Genomic DNA, 16,158 nt, shown 5'->3' on the forward strand with positions numbered 1-16,158 from the left:
GGCTCATGCTCCCCAGGCGACGTTGGTTAAAACGGCCACGCTGCCAGGGCGGACAGCCTTCCAACTCAACCGGCGGATAGCGCGCAGGATTACCAGATTTTGCTCGAACGCGTTCCAAACGCCTGGCTGACCGTCGTATGTGACGTTCACGGCAGCATTGGTGCTGGCATCGATCACGACACCCTCATCGGCGAACAGGATCTGGTCGGTGTCCATGATCGCCACGCTCGAGCCGCTGGAATCGGCAGGTACAGAATCGCTGGTCACGACGGGCACGCCCCACAGGTCGCCACCATTGACCGTCAGATTGACCTGGCCAAGCGGGCTTTGCATGAGGCCCAGCTTCAAGGCGGTTTCAGTGTGCATGGTGATAACAGCGGATTCGAGGTCGCCTGCGTAGGCTTCAAACAAGGCAGCAATATCGGCCCGCACATCATCGGCAGTGATGCCGCTAGACGGGACGGTAGTAGCACCGTGAGTGATCGAGGCAGGCTCTTCATCGCTACCAGCGTTGTCCGGGTCGATGAAGGATTCGCCCTCGAGCATGGCGATGCCTCGTGTCAGGTCGCGCTCGAAGCCATCTTCGAAGCGGCCGCCGGCGACTTCCTGAGTCATCGGAATGAGCACGCCAATCTTGGCCGGGGCGAGCTTCTGAAGTTCGAACTCACCACCAGCGACCAAAATTGGCTGACCTTCGCCCACCCATGACGGCTTGCTGCGCGCGGTCTGCACAAGCGTTGGCTGATAAAACTGAGTGCGGCGGAGTGGTCTCACTGCGTTGATCTTGCCGATTAACGAACGTGCGGCCACCAGGGCTAAGAAGTCGTGTTGAGCCAGGGTGAACTCGTCATCAGGGTCGGCGACGGATTCAGTGGAGATAAGCCCACGAGCGAGGAAGGATGCCGCCTTACTTTCATGGCCATATAGGTGGCTAGCACGGTTTTTAGCATTAGCTGGGTTCCCAGAGACAGCCAGGCATTGAACGGCCTTTAAGTATTCTCGGGCGCGGTTCGGGCGTGCAGCGGCTTCTAGGGAGGTGCGGGCGCGGTGGAGTTGAGCGAGCTGAATCGGATCCATATTTGAATAGCCTGTGACTTGTGAGTTCATACACAGGCTATCCGGATACTGTAAAAATACTCAGTTATTGGCTATTTTTACTAGGCGCTGAATGGTCTCCGGTCGAGTCGTGGGCGGTTCTGCCCCTACTTGATCAGCCAATGAAGCACATACCTGATACCAGTTGTAAGCCAATGTCCCAGCGCACGCTCTTTTGTGTGGCCCTTCCATAGCCACGAACGTTTGCCATACAGCACTGGCGACCAGCTCAGGGACGCGCCCATAAAACTCAGCAAGCGCGTCACCGCTATCTCCATCACACGAATTCAACCAGCCGTTTACAGCATCGATATTCAGCAAGGTGCTATGACCGCGCCCCCTCCCTCCGCGGCGCTCCACAGGGCAGCCGCTGGCAATCCAGCGGCGTACAGTGCTGTCACTCGCACCATAAGCCCGTGCGGCCTCTGGAATCGTGACAGCCTTACCCATTGGGCATCACCTCGATTTTCCAATTAGGCCAGCGGCATCGTGCTGCTAGTAGCGCCTCCTCTCGTGTAATCAAGCGGCCAACCAGGGTGGTGAAGGGCTTGCCATCCCTGAGTACCCGCCAAGCCATGCGGCGATTATCGTTAGCGGGCACCAGTTCACGCAGTAGGGCGGCTTTGTGTGACTTGATCCATGAACGGACATCATCGCTGATGTTCTCGCTAGGCCATATATAGAGACGTTCACCGGGTAGCGGTTCGGCATGAAGATCATGGTTTCTGAGGTAGTCGAGTGCGGCCATTAGAATTCCTCCCCCGATACACGATCAAAAGAAAGTTCCCGATGTGAAGTCCTAGAAGTCCTAATGTCCTGCTTTGCGCTCTCACCAACCAGGACTTCAGGACATTCAGGACTTTGGTTTGATAACTTTCTTTGACCTATACGCCATTTTACCGTGCCGCCAGTCTTACCAAGACACTTGCACTCTATGCCTAGTTGGCGGAGTGCGGGGGCGGCTCGACGCATAGCGTCACCGAGACCTTTAGCACTGCGGGGCCATGAGTCACAGCCGAGCGGTTTATAGCTTTCTATCACCCGCAGCCATTCTTTGGCGGACCTCTCCTCGGTTTCTCCGGGGTGCCTCTCCGCCCACTCACGAATGGAGGTGGCTACCGGGCTAGCGTCAAGTGTCCGTTCTAAGCCGTCCTGTCTAGCGGTGTTGAACTGCTTTGTGAACTCTTCGGGCTCGCGCCCCATCGCCCTAGCAACAGCCATGCCGAGATAAGCAAACTCGACCAGTCGCGGGCGCTCACCAGCCGGCAGGCTCATTTCGGGGAGGTGGACAAGTGCATTGGCAGCGATATCTAGCAAGCCACCGATGATACTGGCGCGGTTAGCCTCAAACTCAGCTTCTAAATTGTTTTTGGCTTGAGCATCGGTAAGGATAGGCAGCTCGACCGTGACAGCTCTTGAGACGGCATCCTGCTGAGTTATTGCAGCGGCGATACCATTCGATATGATTGGGCGCTTTAGCGAGATAACGGTTTCGTCGCTGTCTGAGTACAGCTTCCGCTTAGCGAAGCCGCCGCCGGTCGCCACCACGCACATAGCGTCTTGCAGGGGCGCGGGTAGATGGCTGACGTTTTCCATACTAATGACGTGGTTTACACCACCCGTCACGAACAGATCTTCGGCAGATTTAGGTACGCCACGCAAGTCTGCGCCATTGGGGTCGATAACGCGGCGGATAGCGGTCTGAGTGCCAGATTTTCCACTGCCCTGTTCGCCTAGTAATTCTAGAATGGGATAAGGTGTATCAGCGCGCAGACAGTCAACAAGCCAAGCTATGATCAGTAAGCGAGCTTCATCAGGCACATTGGCAATTCGCCAAAGTAGATTGATATCTCCATTACGCACCGGCTCGGGCAATTCTTGGGCGCTATCCGACCGGCAAAACATGAGACTCGACTCTTCAATGCTCCACCGACCAGCGCGCAGATGGACGGCAAGATTGCTGCCGGGCCTACCTAAGTCGAGCCAATAGTCTCCGTTTGAACCACCAACACGAATGTTAACGGTTCGATGATCCTGCATCGCCAGACCTTCCAAGGTCATGCGGGCCTCTCTTAAAGACTGGTCTCGAACGGCTTTCTCTGTCTGCTCATAAAAAGCAGCGGTAAGCCAGTTACGAAACGACCTGCTAGACATAGACCTTACTTCGCCGGTCTGTCGGTGCCGAGCATAAGCAACATCATTATCATCATGAAACAAGTCGCTCCAAGCTCGCACGAAGGCAACGATTTTGTCGGACTGCGCCTGCTTATCGCCTTCATCATCTTCTCCGGCTAATGCCGCATCATCGATACCAGCAGCTAGCGACGTTGATGGCACGTCATAGTCACGGCTTTTAAGCAGCTCAATGAGCGCATCTTTACCTCCGCCACCGCTCAGCCAGTCTGAAACGTCGCCCTTTTCTGGCAGTTCAGGCAGCGCCACAACACGTACTTGAGCGCCAACCTTTTCCAGCGAGGTGCGCACTTTCTCGGCATGGTCACGTCCCGCCGTATCATTGTCAGGCAGTACAATTACGCGACGGTTAGCTAATTGCTCGCTGTGTGCATTCGTCCACTTACCGGCACCACCAGCGTTGCATGTAGCAAGCAGGCCAAGGTCAGCTAAGCGGTCAGCATCCTTCTCGCCTTCCACTACAAATACAGGTGCATCAGGCTTAGCTAATAGCTCAGGCAACCGATAAGGCACTTGTCGAATGCCTTTGACGCTCCACTTCCAGCCGTCGCCATCCGGGCGGCGCTGGCGAAAGCTCTTAGGCTCCATTCGCACCGCCTGATAAAGCAGTTCGCCACTTTCGTCTGTGTAGTCATACGACTTAGCAATACGCGGCGCTACCTTGGGCTTGGTATCACTCTTTTCCTTAAAGCCGTTGCTCTCCAACCAGCGCAGTTGCTCAGCTCGCGTGCCGAGACTTAATTCATGCGCTAGTAAGTCGAGAACGCCCCCTCCTGTATCATCTTCATGCGAGAACCAGCGACCCGCCTCAATATCCACAGCCATGCTGCCGTGCGTGCCAAAACGCAACTTGTCGCCTTTGCTAAGCTCGGCGTTTGGATCACCTAATAATTCACGCGCTACCGGTTCCATCAGTGCAGCAAAATCGCAGGGCGTGCTATCATGCGCTTGAACAGTATTCTTTTGCGCTCGGCCTCGGTCGGGCGTTTTTATTGTGCTGTGCATAGCCCCTCCTGTTGCAGCCATGCGGCGCGTTCGTCCAGTACCTCAGCGGTTAGGCGCAAGGTTTCAATTAGCGCTTCGCGGCGTATGCCGTCGATGGTCGGATCTATTAGAAGCTCGGCCACACCATCAAGAATGATTGAGCACCGGTTCATGTGCCGGGCGTCGCCAGTAAGGGCAGCGCGGGCAAGGTAGTTCTGGTCGGTAGGGGTCATAGCTTGCCCTCCTGGATCTTCTCATCAAGGTGGCCAAGCTCTTGGTAACAACTATCAGCGACTACATCGATAGCTTCTATCAGCGCGCCGTAGTGATGATCATTGTAGACAGGCGCTTCACCTTCGTTGCCATCACGCATCCGGTCGATGCTGATCATGTTGGCGAGGGTGGCCATTAAACCAATACGGCTTTCTAGGGTGTCGATGTTGCTTTTTACGTTGCTCATGCGACATCTCCTTTGGCCAAGGCTTCAAGGTGGCGTGCTTTTTCAATATGGGAGTTGTAGCGCTTGAGCCGGACGGCGGCGCTTGAGTCTGCGAATAGCGCGGATTTGGCCATTGCTCTATGAGCGGCGGCGCGGGCAGACAGATTGCGGGTAGGGAATAGCTTCATGGGTGTAGCTCCTTTGTGTTTGGAGCCACCTTTTACCGTTCCACGGGTATTGGGTGGCGAGACGATCCAGGGTGGAACCGAGACACTTTCAGCCACAAAGGAAACTAAAAGGCTCGCCCAGAACGTCCCGCCATAACTACGCATTACAGGCATAAAAAAAGCGCCTGCAAAGGTATGGGGGCGCTGGTGCGCCTTTGTGGTATCTGCCGGGTTCCACACCGGACGGGCTGACGATTTTGCGCCAGCAAATGAAGCATATGGGAACGTATGGAATAAAGTCAACATCAAGCGGCCCCCTTCTGCTGGTGGGCGCTTTCAATGCGCTGCTCTATCCATTGATCGATTTCAGACTCTACCCACGCCACTGAACGCGGCCCAATCTGAACAGACTGGGGAAAGGTGCCATCTTTCATTAGCCGATATAGGGTAGAGTTTGCCAACGCGGTGCGCGTCAGCACTTCCCGACGTTTGATAAGTGTTTTACGGTTTGCTTGGCTCATTTAGGTTCTTCCTGTCTGTTGTGGTACGAACAGGAACAGGATGTAATAACAACGAACTCTAAACACGGGCACATTTTTTGGAAAATCGCAAAATGTTACCGGCTGCTTGTAAGTCTCCTAACCAGCCTATCGTCAATGCCTTCATCATCGAACAGCACTGAGCTAATTACTGCAATATCGACCTTACTAAAGATACCGTGGTCATTCATATAAATAATGAACCAAGCCCTAGACGACTTTTCATCCGCTGGTTTTTTCAATACTTGGGGTTCAGTACAATCACATTTAACCTGATCTAGGTAGTGTTTTAGCGTATCAGCAAGACTCCACCCAAGATCATCCGCGGCGTTCTCTGCAAGCAGCATTTGTTTAAAATATTCCATTGTGTCCGTACTTAACGGCGCATCAATTTCAAACTTCTGAGCGATTGCATTAAATGACGCTAGTAAAACGTTGTCTTTAATCGGGAAACCCCAACCGCCCATTGGACGCGGCCCCTCATCGGAAAGGTCAATAAGCTGGCTTAAAGTCTTTTCAAATTTCAAAAACCAAGCGTCTCGAGCTGCTTGCGTTTTTTGGTCCCAAGCATCACGCTCAATCGCCCTACTAAATTCATCCGCGATTAAGCCTAAGGTACTTTCGTCAAGCTGGATTGATAGAGTTTTGCAGCGCTGATCTGTTACTAAACCTTTTATTTTTTGTAGCACTCCATCTGGCAAATTCCAGTTATCAAAATAATAGCTAGTCACGCCATCCCCCTGATCGGCACCACGTTTTGGCTGCCTTCGCGTAGCGCGTCTAGGTAGTTGGCCCACGCCTGCAGCATAGCGCGGCGCTGCTCTAGAAAAGCCGTGCGGTTGTAGGCGCGCCCATTGGCATCTTTAACGGAGTGGGCTAACTGCTGCTCAATATGAGCGGGCGGGTAGTTAAGTCGTTCTTCCAGCACGGTGCGGGCCATTGCCCTAAAGCCGTGGGCGGTCATTCGACCTTTATAGCCCATGCCAGCCATGGCGGCTGTAATGGCGTTTTCACTCATTGGGCGTACACGGCTTCTGGCACCAGGAAACACATACCGGCCCCGCCCGGTTAGATCATTTAGATCGACCAGCACCTCAACTGCTTGCGTGGCCAGCGGCACGATAAGTGATGGGCCATTTTTGCTTGAAGTGAACGACCAAGTTGCTTCCTCCAGATTTATTGAACTCCACTCAGCGCGGCGAAGCTCGCCAGGGCGCACGAATACCAGCGCGGATAACTTGAGCGCGGCCAACGTTACCGGCTCGCCTGAATAGGCGTAAATAGCGCGCATCAGCTTAGCTATTTCATCGGGTTCAGTAATGGCGGGATGGTGCTTTATCTGCGGCGATTTCAAAGCGCCTTTTAGATCGGCGGCGGGGTCCCGATTGGCGCGTTCTGTCGCTATGGCATAGCGAAAAATCATACTTGCCAAGGTACGCACTCGTTTGGCGGTTTCGAGCTTTCCTTGCTTTTCGATCTTGCGCAGACAATCAAGCAATTCTGAGGCGGTGATCTCAATAAGGGGCCGACTCCCCAATAACGGCAATAGATGAAGCTCTAGACGACGCTTGTCATGTCTGTAATGATCAGGCACCACCTTATCACTGTGAATCTCTAACCACTCTGCGGCCAGAGCGTTCAGCGTATTGGCAGCAGCCACCTTGCTAGCGCGGCGCTCAGCTTTTCGCTCTGCACTCGGGTCAATACCCAGGGCAAGCTGTCTTCTAGCATCCTCTCGTCTTTCACGAGCCTTGGCTAAGGTCGTTTCTGGATAGACGCCTAGCGCCAGCCGTTTCTCTTTACCGTTGAAGCGATACTTTAGCCGCCAGTAAGTGCCACCGCTTGGGGTGATCTCCAAATACATGCCTCCACCATCGGACAGCTTATAGGGCTTTTCCTTCGGCTTTGCATTACGCACGGCAGTAGCGGTCAGCTTGTTGGTGGCTCTGGTCATTGGGGGCACCTAAAAACGTGATTTCGTCTAATGCCCCCACTTATGCCCCCTCAACTGGCGGGATGTCAAGGAATGAACAGAACGTATAGAACGCAAAAAAGCGCCCTAAGGCGCTTCATTGCTAGGTTTCTGGTATCTCTGGGAACACCTGAAACTATGTTTTGGCGGAGGGACAGGGATTCGAACCCTGGATAGGCTATTAACCTATGCCGGTTTTCAAGACCGGTGCATTCAACCGCTCTGCCATCCCTCCGGCTTACGGGTGCATATACTATCAGCTTTTCCTTGGAAGTCAACGCCTTTAGTACAAACGTAACCCAACACGGGTAATCTTTCCGCCTTCCATATCACTCACCACCCAATGAATACCGTGCCAATCAACGTCGTCCCCTATTACCGGGTGGCCACCCACACGTAGGGCAATAAATTCAGCCAGCGTCATGCTCTGCTCACCGGGGCTTAGCGTTAGACCATAGGCTTGGGCAATATCTTGCATGAGCGCACTGCCATCCAGGGTAAAGGTACCAAAGAAGGCACGCTCCTGCTTAAGCTTGGCGTCGCCATTGAAAAGCCGGTTAAGAGAATACAAATCTTCGGATCGGCCGATAACACAAATGACGTCACCCAGCTTTAGGCGTGTACTGCCCTTCGGGTGAAGCATGGAGTGATTGCGGAAAAGCGCTGAAATCAATGCCCCGGAAGGAAAGCGCAACAGCCGAATGGGCACATCATCCAAATCCTGGTTCTCTACACCATATACAAACAGTTCAAAGTCGTTTTCCGGCAGAATACCCAGCGGACCGCGTCTGTTAGGCACGGTGCCTACCGGCACTTCTACTTTCAACCACTTGGCCATCAGCGTCAGCGTACCGCCCTGAATTAACAGCGACATCAATACCACCGCAAACGCAACATTGAAGTAAAGCGAGGAATTTTCGACCCCGCCAATGACAGGGAAAATCGCCAGTACGATCGGTACCGCCCCTCTTAACCCAACCCAAGCGATAAAGAAGGTTTCCCGCCAGCGAAATTTAAAAAATGGTTTAATGCTAATCAGCACAGCCAAGGGGCGTGCGATAAAAATCAGCGCCAGTGCCACCAGCGCAGCGGGCAGTGCTACGTCCCAAAGTTCACTGGGTGTCACCAGCAGGCCAAGCACCAGGAACAGCCCAATTTGGCTCAGCCACGCCAAGCCATCGTGAACCGGAAGAATAAAATTAAGGTGGCGCCCCGGCTGGTTACCAATCATCAACCCCGCAAGGTAAATCGCCAAAAAGCCGCTACCGCCCAGCACACTGGTTAAACCGAACACGCTGAACCCCAGCGCCAGCGCCAGCATGGCATAGAGCCCCGGCGCTAAATCCAACCAGCGCAGTAGCTTGGCACTCAGCCAGCCACCGCCCAGGCCTACCATCAAACCTATACCGAACTGCGAAATGAAAAACAGCAGCGTTTCAACGGGACCGCCAATATCTCCGACTAACAGCTCGACCAACATCAACGTCAGAAAAATGGCCATCGGGTCGTTGGTACCCGATTCAATTTCAAGCGTTGCGCCTACCCGCTCATTGAGATTGACACCCCGGCCGCTGAGCATAGAGAAAACCGCAGCGGCATCGGTAGACCCAACGATGGCGCCTACCAGCATGCCTTGCACCACGGTGAGGTCAAAAATCCACATGGCGATAACGCCCACAAGGGCGCTGGTAATAAAGACCCCGAAGGTCGCCAGGGAGAGCGCGGGCTTAAAACCAACCCGAAACGTTTTAAGACGCGTACGTAAACCGCCGTCTAACAAGATCATGGCAAGTGCGAGGTGCCCGATTGCAAAAGCCATGGAGTAGTCATCAAACTCGACACCCAGCACGCCCTCTTCACCTGCCAACATGCCCAACCCAAGGAAGATTAAGAGCAGCGGCACACCCATCATTGATGATAAACGGCTGGCCAGAATGCTGAGTGCCATCAGCGAACCGCCTACCAAAAAGAACATATAAATTGCGTCCATGACTCTCCGTCTCTACATCAATACAGCGCTATTATTGCATGTAAGCGTTGAATTTACTGTGCCTTCTCCACACTCCCTTATGGTTAAAGGGCTGGTCAGAAGCTTTCCAAGGCGGCTACACTTCGCCGTTACGACATCTGGAGTTACTGACTATGTTGCGTTGCCTATCCCGCTATTGGCACCCTATCCTATTTAGTCTAATTTTTACTTTATTGTTTTTTAATTCAGCAGCTTACGCAAACGAAGAAAGCGCAGACATTGAAGAAAATAGCCCAGAAACGGCTCCGCTAACACTGGATACAGCGGTTGAAGTGCCTGATGCCTTGTGGCAACCCGCTGGCAACGAAAGCGTAGAGGCAGTGCCCACCATGGCAGTCACCCCGCCCCCGCCTCTCGAGCCACCGCCGGTTAAAAGTGTGACCCTGATGCTTGATTGGTACTTGAGCCCACAGCACGCAGCCTTAGTCATTGCTCAAGAAAGAGGTCTGTATGCTGCTCAAGGGCTTGAAGTGAATCTTCAGTCGCCAGCCGATCCGTCCATTGCCATCAAACTGTTAACGGCAGGCGAGGTTGACCTGGCATTAACGCGCCAGCCACTGCTTCATTTACATGCTCATAATGGCGCACCAATCGTTCGGATCGCGACACTGATTGAAACCTCGCTCACGGCGGTCATAGTGCTGGGTGAGGAGCAGATGGAAACCGAAAATACCCTGGCAGAGTTACACTATGGTTATACGACGGGAGAAGGACGCGACCTGAGCATTCCTCGTTTGCTACCTCGCTCCGTGCAGCAAACGGATGATTTCACTGCGCCGATCAACCTACACTTCGATCCAATTCGAGCAATGAGGGAAGGCCAAATTGACGCAGTAGCGGATGGTTACTACCACACCCTTCCACAGCAACTGGCGACTGAAGGCATTAATACCCACACCATTCGTTTCGATGAGCTGGATATACCGCGTAATGACGGCTTAGTGGTGCTAGCTAATAGCGATACCCTTGTTCGACGTGCCGATACATGGTCCCGCTTTGTGCTTGCTCTTGAACAGGCGAGTCACTGGATTATCGATAACCCCGACGCTGCCTGGGAATTGCTAATTAGTGCCTATCCTGTGCTCGAGAATGACATCAATGCTAGCGCCTGGGAGGATATCCTACGCCGTATGGCGCTGAATCCTGCGGCACTAGATAGCCGACGCTACACAGCATTTGAAACCTATTTGCAGCAACAGGGACTTATTGAAGACACATTGCCCGTATCGCGTCTCGCGATCGACCCTCACAATTTATAGCAACGTATTTATATGTTTTTACCCACGACCATGGCGGCGCATGAGCGAAACAGCTTTAATTTTTGTAGATATTGAAACCACAGGCACCCGCGCTACACGTGACCGAATTACCGAAATAGCCGCCTTGAAAGTCATCAACGGTGAGCTGGTTGATCGCTGGTCGAGTTTGATTTACCCAGAATGCAAAGTGCCCGCGCAAATCACCCAGTTGACCGGAATTCATGATGAAATGCTCAGCGACGCGCCTCGCTTTGTTCACATCGCCGAGTCGCTTAGGGAGTGGTTGGGCGACGGGCAATTGGTGGCTCACAATGCGCGCTTTGATTACAGTTTTCTGCGCAATGAGTTTAAGCGCGCCGGGCAGGATTTTCGGGCGTCGTTGATATGCACGCTGCGTTTATCGCGGCGGATAGCGCCCCAGGAACGGCAACACAATTTAAAAGCCCTTTTAAACCGCTACGGCATTGCCCCTATCCGTCACCACCGTGCTGGCGACGATGTGGATGCCCTGTGGTCACTCTGGCAAGCCTGGCAGGTTGAGCACAGCGATGAAGCATGGCAGAGCCTGCTGGGCGATGAGCGCCGTCACCGAACGCTGCCCGCCCATCTGGATAGCGCTCAGTTGGAAGGGTTGCCCGCCTGCCCCGGTGTTTACCTATTTTACGGCCACAATCGGTTGCCCTTGTATGTTGGCAAGAGTGTCAATCTACGCAGTCGCGTCCTGGGACATTTTCAACGTGACCATCAGGACGATAAGGAGATGCGCTTAGCCCAGCAGGTGCAACATGTCGAATGGGAAGAAACCGGGGGTGATTTAGGTGCTCAGTTGCGTGAGGCGCAGCTGGTTAAAACGTTAATGCCGATTATGAATCGACAGCTACGTAAACAGCGCAAGTTGACTACCTGGCACTGGCAAGAAGAAGCCGCCCACCCTGAGTTGCTCAGCGGCAGCGCCCTAAACCAAGCTCTTAGCCAGTCATTGGGCGGTACGCTGTATGGTTTGTTTCGTAGTGCACGAGAGGCGAAGAACGTGCTACGTGCCCTTGCTGAAGAACAACAGCTCTGCCCTCAAGTATTGGGACTTGAGAAAGGCAAGGGACGCTGTTTTGCCAATCAGGTGGGTAAGTGCCGCGGGGCCTGTCATGGCCAGGAAACAATCGCCGCGCATACCCAGCGGGCAAAGGCGGCATTACAACAGCTCCAGGTAAATGTGTGGCCCTGGCCGGGCAGCATTGCGATTGCAGAAAAGCCGATGGGCAAAGCGACCCCTGCGTGGCATGTTGTCCGCCAATGGTGTTATTTAGGCAGTGCGCCAAGCCTTAAAAAAGCGCAAGCGCTTGCAGACACACCAGCAAGCTTCGACGTCGACAGTTACCGCATATTGAACCGTTTTTTGCGTTACCCAGAACAGCATGGGCTAACGGTCACGCCGCTGTGATGCAACTATGTTCTCTTGCAACTACGCCTCTTTTGAAACTACGCTTCTTTTGCAACGACTCAGCATGCAACGACTGAGGGTGCTTCTACTGGGCATCAACGAACGCCACCACTGCCTGCTGGAAGGCCTCTGGCTGGTCGGCGTGAAGCCAATGCCCGGCGTTTTTGAGTGTTACCACGCGGGCGCGGGGCAACACCTCGCGTAGCGCGGGAAGCATATCATCAGCCACATAATGGGATTCGCCGCCACGCAGCACCAACACGGGGCCATCATAGGGCTGCTGTCCATCCGGCACACCTATGATGTCATTGTAACCACGCTTAATCTGGTCCAATCCTACTCGAAGCGCCATCACGTTATCGTCATTACGCACCAGATTGGTAGCCAAGAACAACCGAGTGGGCCGAGAATCGACGTGTTCGCCTAGCAATTCATCGGCTTCGCGGCGATTTTTTGGCTGTCCTTCACGCACGTTGTCCAGCGCTGCAAATACATCATCATGACCGTGCTCATAAGCCACCGGGGCTATATCGGCAACAATCAATGATGCCACTCGCTCAGGCGCCATGCGAGCCAAACTAATGGCCACCTTCCCGCCCATCGAATGGCCGAGCACGTGAGCGCGCTCAATCGCGAGCTTATCGAGCAGCGCAATGACATCATCCACCATGGTGGCGTAACGCATACCCTCTGCATGGGGTGAACGGCCATGATTACGCAGATCCAGTGCAATGACACGTCGGGTGCGCTGCCATACTTTTACATGCGAACGCCAGTTATCGGCACTTCCCAGCAAGCCATGAATCACCACTAGCGGAGCAGTGTCCGCGGAGGCATCTTCGGCGGGCATATCAATAAAATGAAGATCAACGGTGGCGACGTCTGTCATCCTTGCTCCTATCCTAAGCAGTGGTAATCATGGGAGTGCACCTATTAGTAGGCGGTGCGTGGTTCGGCATCCATTTGGCCTGTCCAGACAACCAAACGGCGTGTTAGCCAAGCGAGCAGCAAGCCATACAGCGGTAGGAAAAATAGCAGACTGATGGCGAGTTTTATCGCGTAGTCAACAGCGGCAATTTCTATCCAATTGGCAGCCATAAACGGATCTGGGCTGTTATAGAACGCTGCCGAGAAGAATGCAAAGGTATCGGCGAGGTTACCCAGCACCGTTGAGCATACGGGAGCCACCCACCATGCCCACTGGCGTAAGCGATCAAATACCTGTACATCCAGCAATTGACCAATCACGTAGGCCAGAAAACTGGCAAGCGCGATACGGGCGACAAACAGGTTCCATTCCGACAGTGCTTCAATCCCGGCGAAACTGCCACGGGGGAAAACCACTGATACCACATAGGAAACCAACAGTGCAGGCAGCATAACGCGCAATATGATCGATCGCGCCGGCTTTTTACCAAACAGACGCACCGTGAGGTCGGTGGCTAGAAATATAAACGGAAAGCTAAACGCTCCCCAAGTGGTATGAAAGCCAAATAGCGTAAACGGCAGTTGAACCAAATAATTACTGGCGGCAATAATGCCGATATGGAAAGCCACCATTACCATTAGGCAGCGGCGGTGCTGAGTCTCACTCAATGCAAACATGGGATAGACCTTTTTTTAAACGATAAGAGGGGTTAGGGAACCCTCGAAGATAAGAAACGCCACCAGCAAGTCACTTTAGACAACCTAAGTCGCTTTAGATAACCCGTGCGTTCTGAGGAGCGGTATTATACGTTTTCTACAGCGTAATAAAAGTCGGGCACTACTAGTTAGTTAGTCAGTGAAATAGTAAAACAAAGAAATAGTAAGACATGGAAAGCAAGGCAATGAAAGCCGCCCACACACGGGGCGGCTTGTGGGTGCTTAATCGAGTGGCTTGGCTTTGTCGGCAGCCCCCACTGAGCGCTCACGCATGGCAGCATGAACGTCTGCCAAGCTAGTGGGGTCGTCTATGGTGGAAGGGATACCGAAGTCTTTACCATCGGCAATCGTGCGCAACAGCTTACGTAAAATCTTACCCGAGCGCGTTTTGGGTAGCCGATCAACGACTAGCACCTGCTTGAAGCAAGCAATCGGCCCAATATGCTCACGCACACGCGCAATCAGCTCGGCCTCCAGTGTCGCCTCATCGCCATCGAAGCCATCTTTAGGAATCACTAGGCCGATCGGCATCTGCCCCTTCAAATTGTCGTGAATCCCAATCACCGCGCACTCGGCCACCGCGGGATGCGCACCCACCACTTCCTCCATTTCGCCGGTCGAGAGCCGGTGACCCGCGACATTAATCACATCATCGGTGCGTCCCATAATGAACAGATAACCCTGCTCATCAAAATATCCACCATCGCCCGTCAAGTAGTAGCCAGGAAATGCTGCCATATAAGCGCTATGAAAACGCTGTGGATCACGCCAAACACCGGTCAAACAACCAGGCGGCATCGGCTGTTTGATGACCACACTGCCCTGCTCCATCGGCTGTGCCTGCTCACCATCACGATTGAGCACTTGAACATTAAAGCCGGGAACGGGAAACGTGGCAGACCCCGCTTTGGTTGGCATCGGTTCAATACCTGGCAAGTTAGCCGCAATCGGCCAGCCGGTTTCGGTTTGCCACCAGTGATCAATCACCGGCACGTCAAGCAGGTCATCCAGCCAGTGGAATGTCGGTGGGTCTAGCCTCTCTCCGGCCACATAGAGATGTTTGAGGCTGCTGATATCGTATTTCTGCAGTTGCTTGGCGTCAGGGTCCTCCTTCTTAATCGCGCGGAAGGCGGTGGGGGCCGTGAAAAAACTCTTAACCCGGTACTCCTCAATTAAACGCCAAAAGCTACCTGCATCCGGTGTTTTTACCGGTTTTCCCTCATAAACTACGCTGGTACAACCGAGCAACAAGGGAGCGTAAACAATATAGGAGTGCCCTACCACCCAGCCGACATCCGAGGCGGTAAAGAACACTTCGCCCGGCTCCATGGCGTAAATCGCTTGCATCGAATAGGCCAAGGCAACTGCATAGCCCCCCGTATCGCGCATGACACCTTTGGGTTTACCGGTAGTGCCGGAGGTGTAGAGAATATACAGCGGATCGGTCCCCTTCACCGGCACGCAGTCGGCAAAAGGCGCCTTGGCGACGAGCGCCTCCCAATCGTAATCCGTGGTACTTTCGTGAGTACCCAGCTCAGCCCGGTGCGCTTCACGCTGGTAAACGATGCAGGCATCCGGCTTATAGGCGCTTAGTTCAATCGCTTGATCTACCATGGGCTTGTACGGCAGCACCTTGCCCAGTTCGATACCGCAGGAAGCCGCCACCACTACTTTGGGCTCGGCGTCTTCAATACGGGCTGCCAGTTCGTAAGGCGCAAAACCGCCAAACACCACGGAGTGAATGGCGCCTAGTCGGGCGCAGGCGCACATAGCCACCAGCGCCTCGGGAATCATGGGCATATAAATCACCACACGATCGCCCTTCTCAACCCCTAACTGAGTCAACGCCCCCGCAAAGTAAGCGACTTGATCACGCATTTCGCGGTAGCTAATAGTTCGCTTGGATTGTGCTGCGGGAGAGTCCCAGAAAATCGCCGCCTGGTCACCGCGCCCATTTTCAACGTGGTAATCCAGCGCGGCGTAGCAAAGATTCATCTCCCCATCGCTAAACCAGCGCGCATGCTGTTGCTCATCGTAGCTGAGGATGGTTTGAGGCGGTATGTACCAGGGTATGCGCTTGGCTTGTTCGGCCCAGAACATTTCCGGGTGCTCAATCGAGTGCTGATAGGTAGGTTGGTAGCGAGTCATAGTGTCTCTATCTTTATTGTAGTGGTGATATAGAAGAATTGTTGACACTGTATAAAGGAAATCGACCTCACACCCTCATACTATGGGCTAAATGTCGACCAAAGCAGTAACTGTTCTAGCAATATTGTCGACAAGTGAGTCGCTGACTTCCTACCATTGATTAAGCGTTAAACAGCAATTTGGACAAAACTCGCTAAATTACTGATCATTAATTAACTTGATCCTCGCGACGCGATGATGCCTCGAAAAAC

At 53.5% G+C, this 16,158-nt stretch carries 16 protein-coding genes and 1 tRNA gene; 2 read left to right on the forward strand and 15 right to left on the reverse strand.

Annotation, left to right across the window (positions count from 1 at the left end; all coding sequences use genetic code 11):
- Positions 1-3: 3 nt before the first annotated feature.
- The 12 genes from ACUVOF_RS10345 to ACUVOF_RS10400 all read right to left on the reverse strand — a co-directional run bounded on the left by ACUVOF_RS10345 (position 4) and on the right by ACUVOF_RS10400 (position 9,379).
- Positions 4-1,077: a phage major capsid protein gene (locus tag ACUVOF_RS10345; protein ID WP_447044270.1), complete on the reverse strand. Its 1,074-nt coding sequence runs from the start codon at positions 1,075-1,077 to the stop codon at positions 4-6.
- A gap of 60 nt (positions 1,078-1,137) precedes the next feature.
- Positions 1,138-1,545 carry a hypothetical protein gene (locus ACUVOF_RS10350; RefSeq protein WP_447044271.1) on the reverse strand — a complete coding sequence of 136 codons (408 nt, stop codon included), beginning with the start codon at positions 1,543-1,545 and terminating at the stop codon, positions 1,138-1,140.
- Positions 1,538-1,843 carry a hypothetical protein gene (locus tag ACUVOF_RS10355; RefSeq protein WP_447044272.1) on the reverse strand — a complete coding sequence of 102 codons (306 nt, stop codon included), beginning with the start codon at positions 1,841-1,843 and terminating at the stop codon, positions 1,538-1,540. The genes ACUVOF_RS10350 and ACUVOF_RS10355 overlap by 8 nt, the downstream gene beginning before the upstream one ends.
- Positions 1,843-4,293, reverse strand: coding sequence for a toprim domain-containing protein (locus ACUVOF_RS10360; RefSeq protein ID WP_447044273.1), 2,451 nt, complete (start codon positions 4,291-4,293; stop codon positions 1,843-1,845). Before ACUVOF_RS10360 ends, ACUVOF_RS10355 begins: the two co-directional genes overlap by 1 nt.
- Positions 4,278-4,505 carry a hypothetical protein gene (locus ACUVOF_RS10365; protein WP_447044274.1) on the reverse strand — a complete coding sequence of 76 codons (228 nt, stop codon included), beginning with the start codon at positions 4,503-4,505 and terminating at the stop codon, positions 4,278-4,280. Before ACUVOF_RS10365 ends, ACUVOF_RS10360 begins: the two co-directional genes overlap by 16 nt.
- A complete protein-coding gene (locus tag ACUVOF_RS10370; protein WP_447044275.1) occupies positions 4,502-4,732 on the reverse strand; it encodes a hypothetical protein in 231 nt (76 codons plus the stop codon). The genes ACUVOF_RS10365 and ACUVOF_RS10370 overlap by 4 nt, the downstream gene beginning before the upstream one ends.
- Positions 4,729-4,899 carry a hypothetical protein gene (locus ACUVOF_RS10375; RefSeq protein WP_447044276.1) on the reverse strand — a complete coding sequence of 57 codons (171 nt, stop codon included), beginning with the start codon at positions 4,897-4,899 and terminating at the stop codon, positions 4,729-4,731. Before ACUVOF_RS10375 ends, ACUVOF_RS10370 begins: the two co-directional genes overlap by 4 nt.
- A 284-nt stretch (positions 4,900-5,183) precedes the next feature.
- Complete coding sequence (locus tag ACUVOF_RS10380) at positions 5,184-5,399, reverse strand: helix-turn-helix transcriptional regulator (RefSeq protein WP_447044277.1); 216 nt, start codon at positions 5,397-5,399, stop codon at positions 5,184-5,186.
- Positions 5,400-5,494: 95 nt separating this feature from the next.
- Positions 5,495-6,148 (reverse strand): hypothetical protein, encoded by a 654-nt coding sequence (locus ACUVOF_RS10385; protein ID WP_447044278.1) that lies wholly within the window; start codon positions 6,146-6,148, stop codon positions 5,495-5,497.
- A complete protein-coding gene (locus tag ACUVOF_RS10390; protein WP_447044279.1) occupies positions 6,145-7,371 on the reverse strand; it encodes a tyrosine-type recombinase/integrase in 1,227 nt (408 codons plus the stop codon). The genes ACUVOF_RS10385 and ACUVOF_RS10390 overlap by 4 nt, the downstream gene beginning before the upstream one ends.
- Positions 7,372-7,533: 162 nt before the next feature.
- Positions 7,534-7,624, reverse strand: a tRNA-Ser gene (locus ACUVOF_RS10395).
- A gap of 48 nt (positions 7,625-7,672) precedes the next feature.
- The gene (locus tag ACUVOF_RS10400; RefSeq protein ID WP_447044280.1) at positions 7,673-9,379 is read right to left on the reverse strand and encodes a potassium/proton antiporter; all 1,707 of its coding nucleotides are present in this window, start codon (positions 9,377-9,379) and stop codon (positions 7,673-7,675) included.
- Between the two features lie 152 nt (positions 9,380-9,531).
- On the opposite strand from ACUVOF_RS10400, the gene ACUVOF_RS10405 reads away from it, so the two are divergent.
- Together ACUVOF_RS10405 and ACUVOF_RS10410 are read left to right on the forward strand one after the other, a co-directional pair.
- A complete protein-coding gene (locus ACUVOF_RS10405) occupies positions 9,532-10,677 on the forward strand; it encodes an ABC transporter substrate-binding protein (protein WP_447044281.1) in 1,146 nt (381 codons plus the stop codon).
- A gap of 40 nt (positions 10,678-10,717) precedes the next feature.
- The gene (locus ACUVOF_RS10410; RefSeq protein WP_447044283.1) at positions 10,718-12,115 is read left to right on the forward strand and encodes an exonuclease domain-containing protein; all 1,398 of its coding nucleotides are present in this window, start codon (positions 10,718-10,720) and stop codon (positions 12,113-12,115) included.
- A gap of 85 nt (positions 12,116-12,200) precedes the next feature.
- On the opposite strand, the gene ACUVOF_RS10415 is transcribed toward ACUVOF_RS10410, so the two are convergent.
- The 3 genes from ACUVOF_RS10415 to ACUVOF_RS10425 form a co-directional block, all read right to left on the reverse strand.
- Positions 12,201-13,004 carry an alpha/beta fold hydrolase gene (locus ACUVOF_RS10415; RefSeq protein ID WP_447044284.1) on the reverse strand — a complete coding sequence of 268 codons (804 nt, stop codon included), beginning with the start codon at positions 13,002-13,004 and terminating at the stop codon, positions 12,201-12,203.
- A 44-nt stretch (positions 13,005-13,048) separates the two neighbouring features.
- Positions 13,049-13,720: a 7-cyano-7-deazaguanine/7-aminomethyl-7-deazaguanine transporter gene (locus tag ACUVOF_RS10420; RefSeq protein ID WP_447044285.1), complete on the reverse strand. Its 672-nt coding sequence runs from the start codon at positions 13,718-13,720 to the stop codon at positions 13,049-13,051.
- A gap of 261 nt (positions 13,721-13,981) precedes the next feature.
- Entirely contained in the window at positions 13,982-15,907 is a 1,926-nt protein-coding gene (locus ACUVOF_RS10425; RefSeq protein WP_447044286.1) for a propionyl-CoA synthetase, read from the reverse strand.
- Between the last annotated feature and the right edge of the window lie 251 nt (positions 15,908-16,158).

Source organism: Vreelandella sp. H-I2 (assembly GCF_052959335.1).

Excerpts from the sequence above, each read along its gene's own strand:
- ACUVOF_RS10345 (WP_447044270.1), bottom strand. The coding sequence starts at position 1,077 with ATGGATCCGATTCAGCTCGCTCAACTCCACCGCGCCCGCACCTCCCTA.
- ACUVOF_RS10350 (WP_447044271.1), bottom strand. The coding sequence starts at position 1,545 with ATGGGTAAGGCTGTCACGATTCCAGAGGCCGCACGGGCTTATGGTGCG.
- ACUVOF_RS10355 (WP_447044272.1), bottom strand. The coding sequence starts at position 1,843 with ATGGCCGCACTCGACTACCTCAGAAACCATGATCTTCATGCCGAACCG.
- ACUVOF_RS10360 (WP_447044273.1), bottom strand. The coding sequence starts at position 4,293 with ATGCACAGCACAATAAAAACGCCCGACCGAGGCCGAGCGCAAAAGAAT.
- ACUVOF_RS10365 (WP_447044274.1), bottom strand. The coding sequence starts at position 4,505 with ATGACCCCTACCGACCAGAACTACCTTGCCCGCGCTGCCCTTACTGGC.
- ACUVOF_RS10370 (WP_447044275.1), bottom strand. The coding sequence starts at position 4,732 with ATGAGCAACGTAAAAAGCAACATCGACACCCTAGAAAGCCGTATTGGT.
- ACUVOF_RS10375 (WP_447044276.1), bottom strand. The coding sequence starts at position 4,899 with ATGAAGCTATTCCCTACCCGCAATCTGTCTGCCCGCGCCGCCGCTCAT.
- ACUVOF_RS10380 (WP_447044277.1), bottom strand. The coding sequence starts at position 5,399 with ATGAGCCAAGCAAACCGTAAAACACTTATCAAACGTCGGGAAGTGCTG.
- ACUVOF_RS10390 (WP_447044279.1), bottom strand. The coding sequence starts at position 7,371 with ATGACCAGAGCCACCAACAAGCTGACCGCTACTGCCGTGCGTAATGCA.
- ACUVOF_RS10400 (WP_447044280.1), bottom strand. The coding sequence starts at position 9,379 with ATGGACGCAATTTATATGTTCTTTTTGGTAGGCGGTTCGCTGATGGCA.
- ACUVOF_RS10405 (WP_447044281.1), top strand. The coding sequence starts at position 9,532 with ATGTTGCGTTGCCTATCCCGCTATTGGCACCCTATCCTATTTAGTCTA.
- ACUVOF_RS10410 (WP_447044283.1), top strand. The coding sequence starts at position 10,718 with ATGAGCGAAACAGCTTTAATTTTTGTAGATATTGAAACCACAGGCACC.
- ACUVOF_RS10415 (WP_447044284.1), bottom strand. The coding sequence starts at position 13,004 with ATGACAGACGTCGCCACCGTTGATCTTCATTTTATTGATATGCCCGCC.
- ACUVOF_RS10420 (WP_447044285.1), bottom strand. The coding sequence starts at position 13,720 with ATGTTTGCATTGAGTGAGACTCAGCACCGCCGCTGCCTAATGGTAATG.
- ACUVOF_RS10425 (WP_447044286.1), bottom strand. The coding sequence starts at position 15,907 with ATGACTCGCTACCAACCTACCTATCAGCACTCGATTGAGCACCCGGAA.